The sequence below is a fragment of the Rodentibacter sp. JRC1 genome, from assembly GCF_020521555.1.
GTDB lineage: Bacteria > Pseudomonadota > Gammaproteobacteria > Enterobacterales > Pasteurellaceae > Rodentibacter > Rodentibacter abscessus.
The window spans coordinates 266,417-282,885 of sequence record NZ_BPWA01000001.1; the positions used below are offsets into that span (position 1 = coordinate 266,417).

The window sequence follows — 16,469 nt, forward strand, 5'->3', positions numbered from 1 at the left end:
CGTATTATATACGCCCTTAAAATACCAATAGTAATGAGCGTACTGGATATGCTCCACATGTAAGGAGACGAGATATGGCATACACCACTTTCTCACAAACCAAAAACGACCAATTAAAAGAACCGATGTTCTTTGGTCAGAACGTTAATGTTGCACGTTACGATCAACAAAAATATGAGACCTTTGAAAAGCTCATTGAAAAACAACTTTCCTTCTTCTGGCGTCCGGAAGAAGTAGATGTGTCGCAAGATCGTATCGACTACGCCGCATTGCCTGAACACGAAAAACATATTTTCATCAGCAACTTAAAATATCAAACCTTACTAGATTCCATTCAAGGAAGAAGCCCGAACGTGGCATTGTTGCCACTGGTTTCCATTCCTGAATTGGAAACTTGGATCGAAACTTGGACGTTCTCTGAAACCATTCACAGTCGTTCTTACACGCACATTATCCGTAATATCGTGAATGATCCTTCTATCGTGTTTGATGACATCGTTACAAACGAAGAAATTATTAAACGTGCAAAAGATATTTCTTCCTATTACGATGACCTAATCCGCGATAGCCAACTTTACGGTTTATACGGCGAAGGCACTTACACTGTAGATGGAAAAGAATGTGTCGTTACTTTACGTAATCTGAAAAAACAGCTTTACCTTTGCTTAATGAGCGTAAACGCTTTAGAAGCTATTCGTTTCTATGTATCTTTTGCTTGCTCCTTCGCCTTTGCGGAACGCCAATTAATGGAAGGTAATGCGAAGATTATTAAATTTATCGCACGTGATGAAGCCCTACATTTAACCGGTACTCAGCATATTTTAAATATTATGGCTGCCGGTCAAGATGACCCTGAAATGGCGGAAATTGCCGAAGAATGCAAACAAGAAGCCTATGATTTATTCGTTGCCGCGGCAGAACAGGAAAAAGAATGGGCGGATTATCTTTTTAAAGACGGTTCGATGATCGGATTGAATAAAGATATTTTGGTGCAATACGTAGAATATATCACCAATATCCGTATGCAAGCGGTTGGCTTACCACTGCCATTCCAAGCCCGTTCAAACCCGATTCCTTGGATCAACGCTTGGCTTGTATCCGATAATGTACAAGTTGCTCCGCAAGAAGTAGAAGTCAGTTCTTATCTTGTCGGTCAAATTGATTCTAAAGTGGATACCAATGATTTCGGCGACTTTGATCTGTAAGAACTATCCCTTTTAAAGGGCTAAAATAAAAAGTGCGGTCATTTTTCTTTTTGTATTAAAAAAACATCAGAAACAAACGACCGCACTTTTGCCACATCTTCATTCAGCCCATTTAAAATATTGGCTGATACGCACTTCTTGCTTCTCATTGTATTTTTTTATTGGAGTTCGGTTTCAAGTGAGTACTCGGTGGAAAGGTGTTTTCCTCTTACTAAACCTTTCTCTATCGCCTGCCAAACAATCTTCGTGAAAATGTGTTCAAATACGTCCGTCCCGTTAAAACGGCGAAGGCAGTTTTGGTTTAAGGTGCTGGCATCAATCACTTTTTCGGTTAACGACATCCCAAAAACCGGCGGTAAGCCACATTCACCTCGATTTCTTTCCAATTGATGCTCGCTTTTTATGCCGAAGAGATAGCACAATAACATGATTTTAAACAGACGAATCGGGCTGACTACGGATGACAATCAAAGGGGCAGGCTCTATGCCTGCCCGAGGTTATTATCGACAATGGAGATAAATCAACGATATTTACCACAACATAAAACAATTTCGTTTACGGTATTATGCAGCAGTTGCATAAAAAGAATTTCTATCCGGAATTTATTTTGGGACGTAGGGTGCGTTAGCCGTAGGCGTAACGCACCTTTTTATCAATAAATTTCATTACGGTGCGTTACGGCTTCGCCTAACCGCACCCTTGTATATTAAAACTCTGATAAACTCGCAACAAACAACACAATGTTATCCACAGCTTGGTGCACCCTAGAGTAAAAACTCGTTTCGTAGCAACTGATACATAATACCGAAAAAAAATGCAACCGCTGAGGGTTGCATTTTTCATTTACTTAAAGATTACCACTGATAACCTACACCTACACCACCGGAGTAATGTCCTGCGGAGTTAGCCGTACCGGTTAATTTCAGAATAACCTTACCGTTATCGCTGGCTCTTGAGTAACCCACCGCAATAGCAGATGCACCGCTATATCCGCCGGCTGCCGCCGCAACCATCGATTTACCCGGCATATAAACCTGAGGTAAGGAAGAGGCCGCTGCAGCGTTCGCACCGATACCGCGTACACGTTTATCTAAGTTATCAACGCGATTATTGACATTATAGATATCTCCTCGTACTTGGTCGAGCTGCCCTTTGTTAACCGCATCGGTCGGTTTCACACCCGGTGCAACATTGCTAATCACTTTATTGCCCGCGCTGATGCCTTTATCGGTAACGCTTACGGTATCCGTGCCTTTCGGATCGCTACCTTTAATTACTAACCCGTTATTATTGACGGTGGTATTGCCGATAGCTACGCTACCCTCTTTTCCAAGATCAATATCTTTCGCCAATTTCACGGTTAATTTACCTTTACCATCAGAAACGACACCGATATTCGCCGCCGAAGAGAGTTTAGATTCATCAGCCTGTCCACCGACAACATTGACTCGTGAATTGAGTTTCTGTTTAGAGACCGTACCGGAATCGCCCATAAACTCTAAACCGTCATTTAAGGTTGCAACCTGTTCCTTACTGCCATCTTGTTTCGTGTACTCAATTCGGGTTTTGCTTTCACCGTCTTTTCCGTCATTACCGTCTAAGCCTTTTTGGCCGTCAATAACGCGAATTGTGGCTGTGGCGTTCTTACCATCTGCGCCTTTCGGTCCGGTTAAGCCGATTGAACCGTCTTTACCGTTAATCACGACAGAGGAGCCGTCTTTACCGTTGACTCCAATCGTACCGTCAACACCGTCTTTGCCCGGCTCGCCTTTTTCGCCGATAATAAAGTTGTTGGCGGTTGACACTTCATAACCGTTATCAATTTGTTTCACAACGATATTTTTGCCTTGATTTAAGGTAAAGGTTTCATTGTTATTGATACGTTTATCCGTGCCGATAACTTCGCCGTTGGTTGCAAGGTTAAAGCCGCTATTGGCGATCGAGGTATAGAGCTGACTACCGTTGATCGCGTCTTTGCTATTCGGACTAATATCACCGTCAGCGACATTGGTGACTTTCTTATTACCGGCATTAATACCTTCATTTGTAATAGACGGGCCGTTTTTAATCGCTAATCCGTCATTATTCAATGTGGTATTACCAACAGTTACATTGCCGTCCGTCAAGCTTGTGCCGCCAATGGTTACGCTACCGTCTTTGGTTAAGTTCAAGTCTTTGTTCAAACTTACATCAAAGTTTTTACCGCCGGATGCATTCGTTCCGTTAGCCACCACTTTAATGTTGCTATCTCCTGCCGTAACCGATTCTTCTTTCCCGATTTGTTTTTTCATTTCGTCAGAAAGATCGATATTGTAAGAAGTTGTAAAGTTTGCTTTATCAACGGTTGTGGTTACATTGACTGCATTAGAGCCGGTAACAACGGATTTCTCTGCGTTCACGGTATAAATGGTATGGCCGTCTGCTGCAGTTGTATTTGTTACAACAACGTTTTTACCTTGTTGAACTTCAGTCTTAGCCGCAGCGGTTGATGCATTTAATTGAGATAAATTAACCGCATCCGTTGCATTCGTACCGTTAGCAACATTGGTGATCACTTTATTGCCCGCATCAATGCCTTTATTGGTAATTGACGGGCCGTCTTTAATGGTTAAGCCGTCGTTGTTAATCGTCACGTTACCCATTGTGAAGTTGCCGTCTTTCAACGTTGTATTACCCAGGGTAATGCTACCGTCTTTGGTCAAGTTCAAGTCTTTATTTAACTTCACTTCCATTGTGCCGTTAGCGTGTCCGATAACGCCGATATTGTTCGCCGTTAAGTTCGCTTCTTGCGCTCCGCCGACAATATTTAATTGGCTGTTTAAAGTGCGGTTAATAACTTGATCGTTATCACCTTTGAATTTCAAGCCGTCATTGAGGTTTGCAACGTTTTCGGTTGTGCCATTGACAACATATTGAATACGCGTTGTGGTTTCACCGTCTTTACCGTTTACACCGGCAGGACCTTGTCCGCCTTTAATGGTTAAACCGTTTGCACCGTCTTTACCATTCAAGCCGATGGAGCCGTCCTTGCCGTTGATCACGACAGCCGAACCGTCTTTGCCGTTTACGCCGATAGTACCGTCAACGCCATCTTTGCCATCTTTACCTGCCGCACCAACTGTAATGTTATTACTTGTCGCAACTTCATAACCGTTCGCAATCTGTTTGATCACGATGTTATTACCCGCATTCAAATTGAAGGTTTCATTGTTGGTTAGCCGTTTATCCGCTTCGGTTAAGCCGTCTTGTTCGGAAACCGCACCATTAGAACCGGCAACGATCGCAGATTTAAGGTTAAATCCGACCGCACTTAGCGTATCTTTCGTGATGTTTTGGGTTGCATTTTTCAAATCGCCTGCATTCACCACATTATTTAAAGCATCACCTGTCAAGTTATTCAAGTATTCGTTGAAGGTAACATTCGTCGGCAATGATGTACCTTGTGGTAACACACCGCTATCAACATTGGTAATTAACACCGGGGCTGAGTTATTCGCACCGATGAATTTCACTTTGTTGCTTGGTGTATTGGTTAACGCACCGTTTTCATCAATGTAACTGTTGGTTGTGTTAAAGGTAATATTTGTCGCACCGGTTGTTGCGTTATAAACCGCATTCACCGCGACACCCGTGCCATTGTTAAAGTTCACCGTATTACCGTGAGTCACAAAATCAACGGCATTACCATTTGCTTGCAAGTTCCAACCCGCATTTAACACATCACCAACGGTTGCAGCATTATTGGTAATATTTTCATATTTATTACCTGTTTGATCAGGGTTAGAGGTTGTGGTGTTATCCACTTTATCTAAGTTACCGTTCAAATTCGTAATGGTGGTATTACCTAAATCGATACCGCCGCTACTGATGCTCACGTTGCCAATCGTCACGCTACCTTTATCGGTTAAGTTCAGATCTTTGCTTAATTTAACGGTTAAATTGCCGTCTTTGTTAACCACGCCGATATTGTTATCCGTTAACTTATCGGCTTCAGTTACGCCACCGGTGATATTTAAGGTTTCACCGAGTTTTTTCTTAATGGCTTTACCGTTATCACCTTTGAATACCAAGCCGTCATCTTTGGTTGCGATTTCACGGGTTGTCACTGAACCGTCTTTATTAGTTGTATTGTAAACAATACGTTCAATGCCATCACCGCCTTTACCGTTTTCATCAAGAGTACCGGTACCGTTAGCCACCGTGATATTCGCCGAGGCTGATTTACCATCTGCACCTTTCGGTCCGGTTAAACCGATTGAACCGTCTTTACCGTTAAGTACTACTGATGCCCCGTCTTTACCGTTCACCCCAATCGTGCCGTCAATACCGTTTTGTCCGTCTTTACCAACGGTTACATTAGCAAAGTTCGGCGTATCGGAAGTAGAGATACTGATTGTGCCGTTGGTTTGGGTGATATTGATATTATTACCCGCATCAAGGGTTACCGTATCGCCCATTCTCACGTTGTGTAAGCTTGTGCCGTTTGCATTACCGCTGGTGGTAATGTTCCAACCTTTCGCGACATCATTGGTTACGTTGGTGATGTTCTGATTAGTCGCATATAACTGGCTTCCATTCACCGCATCTTTACTATCCTCAGCTAAAGTACCTTCTGTCACGTTGGTAACTTTCTTATCACCTGCGTTAATGCCGTCTTTGGTGATTGATGGTCCATTCGTGATAGTTAGGCCTGTGCTGTTTAATACAGTGCCACCAAGATTTACACTGCCTTTATCAGTGAGATTCAAGTCTTTGTTTAACTTGATAGTCATCGTGCCATTCGCATCACCAATCACACCAATGTTGTTGTCCGTTAAATCCGCTTCCTTCGCACCGCCAACAATCTCTAATTGGCTGTTTAAAGTGCGGTTGATTTTCGTGTCATTATCACCTTTGAACACTAAACCGTCTTTTAACGTTGCGACTTCTTCTTTGGTGCCATCCGGTTTCACATACTCAATACGGGTTTTGCTTTCGCCATCTTTACCGTCATTGCCGTCTAAACCTTTCGTGCCGTTGACAACCTGTAACGTTGCAGAAGCACCGTCTTTACCATCTTGACCTTTCGGTCCGGTTAAGCCGATTGAACCGTCTTTACCGTTGATAACAACTGATGCGCCGTCTTTACCGTTCACGCCGATTGTACCATCAACACCCGGTTTACCGTCTTTACCTGCCGCACCTACGGTAATGTTGTTGCCGGTTGCAATCTCATAACCGTTGGCGATTTGTTTGATAACGAGGTTGTTACCCGCATCTAACGTAAAGGTTTCATTCGTGGCAATGCGTTTGTCATCATCACTTAAGCCATCTGCACTCACTTGACCGTTGCTATCCGCTACCGCTTTCGTGGTTAAGTTAAAGCCGCTATTTGTGATCGCTGTGTAAAGCTGCCCGCCGTTAATCGCCTCTTTGCTGCCATTAGAAACATTACCATCCGCAACATTCGTGATTTTCTTATCACCCGCATTGATGCCGTCTTTATTAATGCTCGGTCCGCCGTTGATGGTTAAACCGCCATTGCTTAAGTTAACATCACCAATCGTAATGGTGCCTTTATCGGTTAAGTTCAGATCTTTGCTTAATTTAACGGTTAAGTTGCCATCTTTATTAATGATGCCAATATTGTTATCCGTTAATTTGCTTTCTTCCGTTACACCACCGGTGATATTTAAGGTTTCACCGAGTTTTTTCTTAATGGCTTTACCGTTATCACCTTGGAATACCAAGCCGTCATCTTTGGTTGCGATTTCACGGGTGGTTGTCGTACCGTCTGCATTGGTAGTGTTGTAAACGATACGGGTAATGCCGTCGCCGCCCTTACCGTTTTCATCAAGAGTACCGGTACCATTCGCTACGGAGATATTCGCCGAGGCTGATTTACCATCTGCACCTTTCGGTCCGGTTAAACCGATTGAACCGTCTTTACCGTTAAGTACTACTGATGCACCGTCTTTACCGTTCACTCCGATTCGACCGTCAACACCATCTTTGCCATCTTTACCGATAGTCATATTGCTTGAAGTCGCAATTTGGTAACCGTTGGCAATTTGTTTGATAACGAGGTTGTTACCCGCATCTAACGTAAAGGTTTCGTTGTTCGCAATACGTTTGTCGTCATCGCTCAAGTTAGCATCTTCACTCTCCTCCCCGTTGCTACCCGCTACCGCTTTCGTGGTTAAGTTAAAGCCGCTATTTGTGATCGCTGTGTAAAGCTGTCCGCCGTTAATCGCCTCTTTGCTGCCATTAGAAACATTACCATCCGCAACATTCGTGATTTTCTTATCACCCGCATTGATGCCGTCTTTATTAATGCTCGGTCCGCCGTTGATGGTTAAACCGCCATTGCTTAAGTTAACATCACCAATCGTAATGGTGCCTTTATCGGTTAAGTTCAGATCTTTGCTTAATTTAACGGTTAAATTGCCGTCTTTGCTAACAACACCAATATTATTATCCGTTAATTTGTTTTCTTCCGTTACACCACCGGTGATATTTAAGGTTTGACCTAATTTTTTCTTAATCACGTCGCCGTTATCACCTTGGAATACCAAGCCGTCATCTTTGGTTGCGACTTCGCGTGTTGTTACTGAACCGTCTGCATTGGTAGTGTTGTAAACGATACGGGTAATGCCGTCGCCACCTTTACCGTTTTCATCAAGAGTACCGGTACCGTTAGCCACCGTGATATTAGCTGATGCACCGTCTTTACCATCTTGACCTTTCGGTCCGGTTAAACCGATTGAACCGTCTTTACCGTTAAGTACTACTGATGCACCATCTTTACCGTTCACACCGATTGTGCCGTCTTTACCATCTTTTCCTACCGTAATGTTGGTGAAGGTCACGTTTTCTGCAGTAGCAACTTCATAACCGTCTTTGATTTGTTTGATGACGATATTATTGCCTGCGTCTAAGTTAAAGGTTTCGTTGGTGACAACACGTTTATCTGCATCCGCAAGATTCGCATCTACACTGCTTACACCATTTGTGCCGGTAACTTGTTTGCTCGCAAGATTAAATCCGGTATCTGCTATCACAGAATATAACTGTCCGCCGTTTACCGCATCTTTGCTATCTTTACTGATATCACCTGCAGCTACGTTGGTGATTTTCTTATCACCGGCATTAATACCATCGATCTTAATGCTTGGTCCACCGTTGATAGTTAAACCACCGTCATTTAAGGTGCTGTTACCAATCACAACGCTACCGTCTTTGGTGAGATTGAGGTTTTTATTTAACTTCAAGACTAAATCACCGTTAGCATTACCCACTACGCCGATGTTGTTATCCGTTAAATTAGCCGTATCTGCTCCACCCGTGATGTTTAACTGGCTACCTAAAGTGCGGTTGATAACGGTGTCGTTATCGCCTTTAAACTTCAAGCCGTCATCTAGGGTTGCTACTTCACGGGTTACTGTATTACCATCTTTATCTGTGGTGTTGTACACAATACGGGTAATGTTTTGACCTTTGTCTTTCGGATTAACCGTGGTTTGACCTTCCGCTACCGTTAAAGTGGCGTTAACGCCGTTTTTACCGTTGATGCCAATTGTTCCGTCTTTACCGTTTAACACGACACCCGTACCATCTTTGCCATTTGCACCGATAGTGCCGTCTTTACCATTGATAACAACCGATGTACCGTCTTTACCGTCTTTCACCGTAATATTGGAGAAGGTCGGCGTATCTGATGTTGAAATACTGATCGTGCCGTTGGTTTGCGTGATATTGATATTGTTACCCGCATCAAGGGTTACCGTTTCACCCATTTTTACGTTGTGAAGCGTGCTGTTTACTGCATTACCCGAACCTGATTTGCTCGTGGTGAGATTCCAGCCTTTACCCACTTCGTTAGTGATATTGGTGACGTTTTGGTTAGTAGCGTAAAGCTGGCTACCATTCACCGCATCTTTACTATTCGCATCGACCGTACCGTTAGTTACATTGGTGATTTTCTTATCACCTGCATCGATACCGTCTTTATTAATGCTCGGCCCACCGTTAATGCTTAAACCGCCATTGCTTAAGTTGACATCGCCAATCGTAACGCTGCCGTCTTTGGTTAAGTTCAGATCTTTATTCAATTTAACGGTTAAATTGCCATCTTTGCTAACAACACCAATATTATTATCCGTTAATTTGTTTTCTTCCGTTACGCCACCGGTGATATTTAAGGTTTGACCTAATTTTTTCTTAATCACGTCGCCGTTATCACCTTGGAATACCAAGCCGTCATCTTTGGTTGCGACTTCGCGTGTTGTTACCGAACCGTCTTCATTAGTGGTGTTGTAAACAATACGGGTAATACCTTTGCCACCTTTGTCATCCGCATCTAGCGTACCAGAACCGTTAGCTACAGTAATATTCGCTGACACGCCGTCTTTACCGTTGATACCGATTACACCGTCTTTACCGTTTAACACGACACCTGTGCCATCTTTACCATTCACGCCGATCGTGCCGTCTTTACCATCTTTTCCTACCGTAATGTTGGTGAAGGTCACGTTTTCTGCAGTAGCAACTTCATAACCGTCTTTGATTTGTTTGATGACGATATTATTGCCTGCGTCTAAATTAAAGGTTTCATTAGTCAGAATACGTTTACCCGCTTCATCTAACCCAGTAGTTTCACTCACCGTGCCGGTAGTATTTTCTACCGCTTTGCTCGCAAGATTAAAGCCGGTGTTGGCAATCACAGAATATAACTGTCCGCCGTTGATGGCATCTTTACTATCTTTGCTAACATTGCCGTCGGCAACATTGGTAATTTTCTTATTACCCGCATCAATACCACCTTGTGTAATATTCGGTCCACCGTTAATGGTTAAACCCTCATTATTTAAGGTTGTGTTGCCAATGCTAATGCTACCTTTGTCGGTTAAGTTCAAGTCTTTGTTTAACTTCACTTCCATTGTGCCGTTAGCATGGCCTATCACCCCGATATTATTCGCGGTTAGATTTGCTTCCTTCGCACCACCAACAATATCTAATCGGCTGTTTAAAGTGCGGTTAATTTTCGTGTCATTATCACCTTTGAACACTAAACCGTCTTTTAAGGTTGCAATTTCCTCTTTATTGCCGTCCGGTTTAACGTATTCAATACGTGTTTTGCTTTCGCCATTTACACCGTCATTGCCATCTAACCCTTTCGTACCGTTCACAACTTGGATTGTCGCTGATGTACCATTTGAGCCATCCGCACCTTTAGGTCCGGTTAAGCCGATGGAGCCGTCTTTACCGTTGATGACGACTGACGCGCCGTCTTTACCGTCTTTGCCATCTTTCACTGTGATATTGGCAAAAGTCGGGGTGTCAGAGGTTGAGATACTGATCGTGCCGTTGGTTTGCGTGATATTGATATTGTTACCCGCATCAAGGGTTACCGTTTCACCCATTTTTACGTTGTGAAGCGTGCTGTTTACTGCATTACCCGAACCTGATTTGCTCGTGGTGAGATTCCAGCCTTTACCTACTTCGTTAGTGATATTGGTGACGTTTTGGTTAGTAGCGTAAAGCTGGCTACCATTCACCGCATCTTTACTATTCGCATCGACCGTACCGTTAGTTACATTGGTGATTTTCTTATCACCGGCATCGATACCATCTTTCGTCACTTTTGGACCGTTGGTAATCGTTAAGCCTGTGCTGTTCAACACGGTATCACCAAGATTCACACTGCCATTTTCAGTGAGGTTCAAGTCTTTGTTTAACTTGATGGTCATTGTGCCATTCGCATTACCAATTACACCGATGTTGTTGTCCGTTAAGTTCGCTTCTTTCGCACCGCCAACAATGTCTAATTGGCTGTTTAAAGTGCGGTTGATTACAGCGTCATTGTCACCTTTGAACACTAAACCGTCTTTTAACGTTGCAACTTCTTCTTTATCACCATTTGGTTTAGTGTATTCAATACGGGTTTTGCTTTCACCGTCTTTACCGTCATTGCCGTCTAAACCTTTCGTGCCATTCACAACTTGTAATGTGGCTGACGCGCCGTCTTTACCGTCAGCACCTTTCGGTCCGGTTAAGCCGATGGAGCCATCTTTACCATTGATAACAACTGATGCGCCGTCTTTACCGTTCACGCCGATTGTACCATCAACACCCGGTTTACCATCTTTACCTGCTGCACCAACAGTGATGTTGTTGCTCGTCGCAATTTCATAACCGTTAGCGATTTGTTTAATAACTATGTTGTTACCTGCACCTAAGGTGAAGGTTTCATTCGTGGCAATGCGTTTGTCATCATCACTTAAGCCATCTGCACTCGCTTGACCGTTGCTATCCGCTACCGCTTTCGTGGTTAGGTTAAAGCCGCTGTTGGTGATCGCCGTGTAAAGCTGTCCGCCGTTCACTGCATCTGTGCTGTTCTCAGATACATTACCTGCTGATACATTAGTGATTTTCTTATCACCTGCGTTAATGCCGCCTTGGGTAATTGATGGACCACCTGTGATGTTCAAGCCATCATTATTCAACGTAGTGTTACCAATGGTGACACTGCCATCTTTAGTCAGGTTCAAGTCTTTGTTCAATTTAACAGTTAAGTTGCCATCTTTATTAATGATGCCAATATTGTTATCCGTTAACTGATTCTCATCCGTTACACCACCGGTGATATTTAAGGTTTCACCGAGTTTTTTCTTAATGGCTTTACCGTTATCACCTTGGAATATCAAGCCGTCATCTTTAGTCGCCACTTCTCGGGTTGTGGTTGAGCCATCCGAGTTTGTCGTGTTGTAAACAATACGTGTGATGCCATCCCCACCTTTACTTGAGTCATCAAGCGTACCTGAGCCATTAGCCACCGTAATGTTGGCTGACGCACCGTCTTTACCGTTAATACCGATTTGACCATCTTTACCGTCTTTGCCCACGGTAATGTTACTGAAGTTCGGCGTATCTGACGTAGAGATACTGATGTTACTACCGTTTTGGGTAATGTTGATATTATTACCCGCATCAAGAGTTACCGTTTCACCCATTTTTACGTTGTGAAGCGTGCTGTTTACTGCATTACCCGAACCTGATTGGCTCGTGGTGAGGTTCCAGCCTTTACCCACTTCGTTAGTGATATTGGTGACGTTTTGGTTGGTTGCGTAGAGCTGGCTACCGTTTACCGCATCTTTACTAGTTGCGCTTAAGTCACCATCGGTTACGTTAGTGATTTTTTTATCACCCGCATCAATACCGCCTTGAGTAATACTTGGTCCGCCGGTAATGGTTAAGCCCCCGTCATTTAAGGTGCTGTTACCAATCACAACGCTACCGTCTTTGGTGAGATTGAGGTTTTTATTTAACTTCAATACTAAATCACCGCTAGCATTACCCACTACGCCGATGTTGTTATCCGTTAAATTAGCCGTATCTGCTCCACCCGTGATGTTTAACTGGCTACCTAAAGTGCGGTTGATAACGGTGTCGTTATCGCCTTTAAACTTCAAGCCGTCATCTAGGGTTGCTACTTCACGGGTTACCGTATTACCACTAGCATCTGTGGTGTTGTACACAATGCGGGTGATATTTTGACCGTTGTCTTTCGGATTAACCGTGGTTTGACCTTCCGCTACCGTTAAGGTGGCGTTAACGCCGTTTTTACCGTTGATGCCAATTGTTCCGTCTTTACCGTTTAACACGACACCCGTACCATCTTTGCCATTTGCACCGATAGTGCCGTCTTTACCGTTGATGACGACTGACGCGCCGTCTTTACCGTCTTTGCCATCTTTCACTGTGATATTGGCAAAAGTCGGGGTGTCAGAGGTTGAAATACTGATCGTGCCGTTGGTTTGCGTGATATTGATATTGTTACCCGCATCAAGGGTTACCGTTTCACCCATTTTTACGTTGTGAAGCGTGCTGTTTACTGCATTACCCGAACCTGATTTGCTCGTGGTGAGATTCCAGCCTTTACCTACTTCGTTAGTGATATTGGTGACGTTTTGGTTAGTAGCGTAAAGCTGGCTACCATTCACCGCATCTTTACTATTCGCATCGACCGTACCGTTAGATACATTCGTGATTTTCTTATCACCTGCATCGATTCCATCTTTGGTTACATTAGGTCCACCGGTGATCGTTAAACCGTTATTGTCTAACTTAGTATCACCAATAGTTACGCTACCGTCTTTGGTGAGATTTAACGTGTTGTTTAAGCGAACGATATAGTCATTTCCACCAGTGGCGTTTTTCGTTGCATTGACACTCACGTTTAAGTTGGAGCTATCCGTACTGACGCTTTCTTCTTTAGCGAGCTGATCTTTCGCCTCTTTTGAAAGATCTACACTGTAGTCCGTAATGCCCGTAGTGGCATTATACGTACCGTTTACGATAATTTTATCCGAGCCTTTGCTTACACTTGAGCTGTTGGCGTGAACAGTGTAAATCGTATGCCCATCAGCGTCCTTCGTGCTATTTACAACAACATTGTTGCCTTGTTTAACTTCGGTTTTCGCTGCCGCAGTTGAGGCGTTTAATTGGGATAGGTTAACCGCATCAGTCGCATTTGTTCCATTCGCAACATTGGTGATTGCTTTATTACCTGCATTAATGCCTTGATTATTGATAACGACATCGCCCACAGTAACATTGCTAAAACTTACATTATCTTTTGTAGAATAGGTGATTTTGCCACTTTCTTGTTTTACTTTCAGATTTTTACCTGCTTGATATGTCAATACATCACCCGGATTAATTAATTCGGATTCAATACTTGTTGCATCACGTTCACCATCATTAACACCGGCAACTTTTGCAGTCCAACCGCTCTTATTAATAGCATCAGCAACCTGTTTTGCCGTAGCAAAACCATCTGGATGAGTTGCGCTATTCGTAGCATTAACGCTAACTTCTCCGGTTGTTACATTAACATTTAAATCTTGTAACACCGGTGTAATAGAAACATTGGCACCATTATCATTCGATTCAATGGTTACCATCGTATAGGCATTTTCTTTAAAGTTAACCTTATTACCATTTTTAATCTCTTTAGATTCAAGGTTTTTGCCATCAACAGCAATGCCGCCAACAGTGAAACTCTGCATAGCATTGTTAATTTTATTTTTAGTGCTGTCGGTTAAATCAAAGGCAACTTCACCATTACTTGCTTTAGTCGTAATATAATCTGAACCTTTGAAATTCACACGATTAGACAACGAATTTTCGCCGGAGGTATTATTGTCACCAGAATACTTTAATTTAACGTCATTAGCGACTTTCGTCATATTAACGGATAAATCATAGTTCTTCGGATTTGTTCCGGTTCCATTTACGCTAACACTTTTATCGCTAGAATTAACGGTTGTTCTACCATCATCCACATATTTTTTGTTTGCTGCGTCAGTGTCGGAAACCGGTGCAGCCACGTTGTGTAAAACGTTACCGCCAAAATCAACATTACCCTTCGGACGAAGAGTTAAGTTTTGCGTATTTACGCCGGTAAAATTCGGCGTATCTGAAGTCGCAATACTGATTTTTCCATTGCTTTGAGTGATATTGATATTTTTACCCGCATCAATAGTGACCGTATCACCCATTTTGACGTTATGCTCTTTGCTAGAGGAAACATTACCACCCTCACTTGCTGTGGTATTGATATTCCAACCTTTATTTACGGTTGCATTAACGTTATTGACCGTATTATTTAAATTGGTAACGTTATTATTGGTCGCATTTAATTGTGAGAAATTCACCGCATCATTCGGATCCGTACCATTTGATACATTAGTGATCTTTTTACTGCCCGCATCAATACCGTTTTTGGTTACGCTTGGTCCGCCTGAAATGGTTAAACCGCTGTTATTTAATGTGGTATCGCCTGTTTTTACGCTGCCGGCATTAGACAAATCAAGGCTGTTATTTAAATTAACTTGCACTTTGCCATTTTTTACGGTGGTGTTGATGTTTGAATTACCACCCACCACTTCAATAGCCTCGCCTAACTTATGTGTAACAGTTTGCCCGTCCGCTGCTTTTAAGCCGAAACCTTTGGCAATATCTTGCGCATTTTTAGTGATATTTTTCGTATTATTGGTAATATTTTGAGCATTATTTGAAATATTCTGCTTGTTATTCTCCACTTGATCGATGGCTTCTTTAGCCGAAGCATTAAGATCAATTTCAACACTCGTGCCGTTAACTTTGGTGGTGAGATATTTTTCATCTGCGCTTATCACATCAAAGCGATTGGCATCTTTTGTAACATTAATACCTGCTGCAGTATGATTTTTATCCGCACCAACTGTGAAATTTGCTAACCCGCCTCCTGAATTCGCATTAAGCCCGTCTATCGCTCGAACAACAGCATAAAGTTGAGAACCGTTAATGGCATCGGTTGAGCTTTCCTCAACTCGTCCTGCTGAAACATTGATAATTTGACGTGTACTATAATTTCCGCTACCAGAACCTACCGATAAAACAGCATTTTTAGTCTTATTATTCTTAGCTACGCCTGCATATTCATATTTTTGCCCATTAATCGTTATAGACTGGGCTGTAGCATTCGTATAGGCACCACCTTTTACAGAAGAATTTGCACCTAATGCTATACTTCCTTCGGCAGTAATTCCACCATTGTTCTGTACTCGCGTATTGGTACCAAATGCTATTGCATCACGAACACCACTTGAGTTAGAACCTTTATAACCGATTCCGGCATTTCCCCCAATAGCAATAGAACCATAATAGTCTCCACTTGCTGCATCATTTTCGTCTCCACGGTCTCCACCATAGGCAAAAGCACCTCGACCAGTCTTATCCCCCACATCGCCAATTACTATCGTCCCATACATACCTGAATCATATCTGTTACCAGCGTAACTTGTGGCAGCATTAGCTTGACCAGAAATCACCCCGCCGATGACGAATGCGGTTAAAGAAACAGCAGACAGTTTGAAATAACCATTTTCTTTAGAAACACGATTTTCTTGAGAATAAGCCGTTGAGGAAACCACCGAACGGCTACTTGATTTCACATATCCCTTTGCTAATTCGGATACCGCAACCCAAGCCCCTAGAGCTTGGTTAAATATAACTTTGAATATTTTATTCATAATATGATAAACCTTAATCTTGTGTTGTTTCTTAATACAATACTTATTCCCTTTGTTATTTGTATAACGCTACAAAATTTCAAAGGAAATTCGCATAAACGAAAAATAGGAAAAATTTCAATAACTTGAGCTTAATAAAAACGAAAAAACCCAAGCCTAACTATTTTTATTTCTTAAAAATAGTTAGGCTTGGGTTTTCGAATTAAA

At 42.7% G+C, this 16,469-nt stretch carries 3 protein-coding genes; 1 reads left to right on the plus strand and 2 read right to left on the minus strand.

Going from position 1 to position 16,469, the window contains the following annotated elements:
* The first annotated feature begins 74 nt into the window (after positions 1 to 74).
* Entirely contained in the window at positions 75 to 1,205 is a 1,131-nt protein-coding gene (gene nrdB / locus HEMROJRC1_RS01235; protein ID WP_194812322.1) for a class Ia ribonucleoside-diphosphate reductase subunit beta, read from the plus strand.
* A gap of 158 nt (positions 1,206 to 1,363) precedes the next feature.
* On the opposite strand, the gene HEMROJRC1_RS01240 is transcribed toward nrdB, so the two are convergent.
* Together HEMROJRC1_RS01240 and HEMROJRC1_RS01245 are read right to left on the minus strand one after the other, a co-directional pair.
* Positions 1,364 to 1,633: a hypothetical protein gene (locus tag HEMROJRC1_RS01240; protein WP_255618235.1), complete on the minus strand. Its 270-nt coding sequence runs from the start codon at positions 1,631 to 1,633 to the stop codon at positions 1,364 to 1,366.
* A gap of 427 nt (positions 1,634 to 2,060) precedes the next feature.
* Positions 2,061 to 16,262: a YadA-like family protein gene (locus HEMROJRC1_RS01245; protein ID WP_226691259.1), complete on the minus strand. Its 14,202-nt coding sequence runs from the start codon at positions 16,260 to 16,262 to the stop codon at positions 2,061 to 2,063.
* Positions 16,263 to 16,469: the final 207 nt, after the last annotated feature.

What these genes read in the sequence shown, in the direction of transcription:
- HEMROJRC1_RS01245 (WP_226691259.1), bottom strand. Translation starts at nt 16,262, where the DNA reads ATGAATAAAATATTCAAAGTTATATTTAACCAAGCTCTAGGGGCTTGG.
- nrdB (WP_194812322.1), top strand. Translation starts at nt 75, where the DNA reads ATGGCATACACCACTTTCTCACAAACCAAAAACGACCAATTAAAAGAA.
- HEMROJRC1_RS01240 (WP_255618235.1), bottom strand. Translation starts at nt 1,633, where the DNA reads ATGTTATTGTGCTATCTCTTCGGCATAAAAAGCGAGCATCAATTGGAA.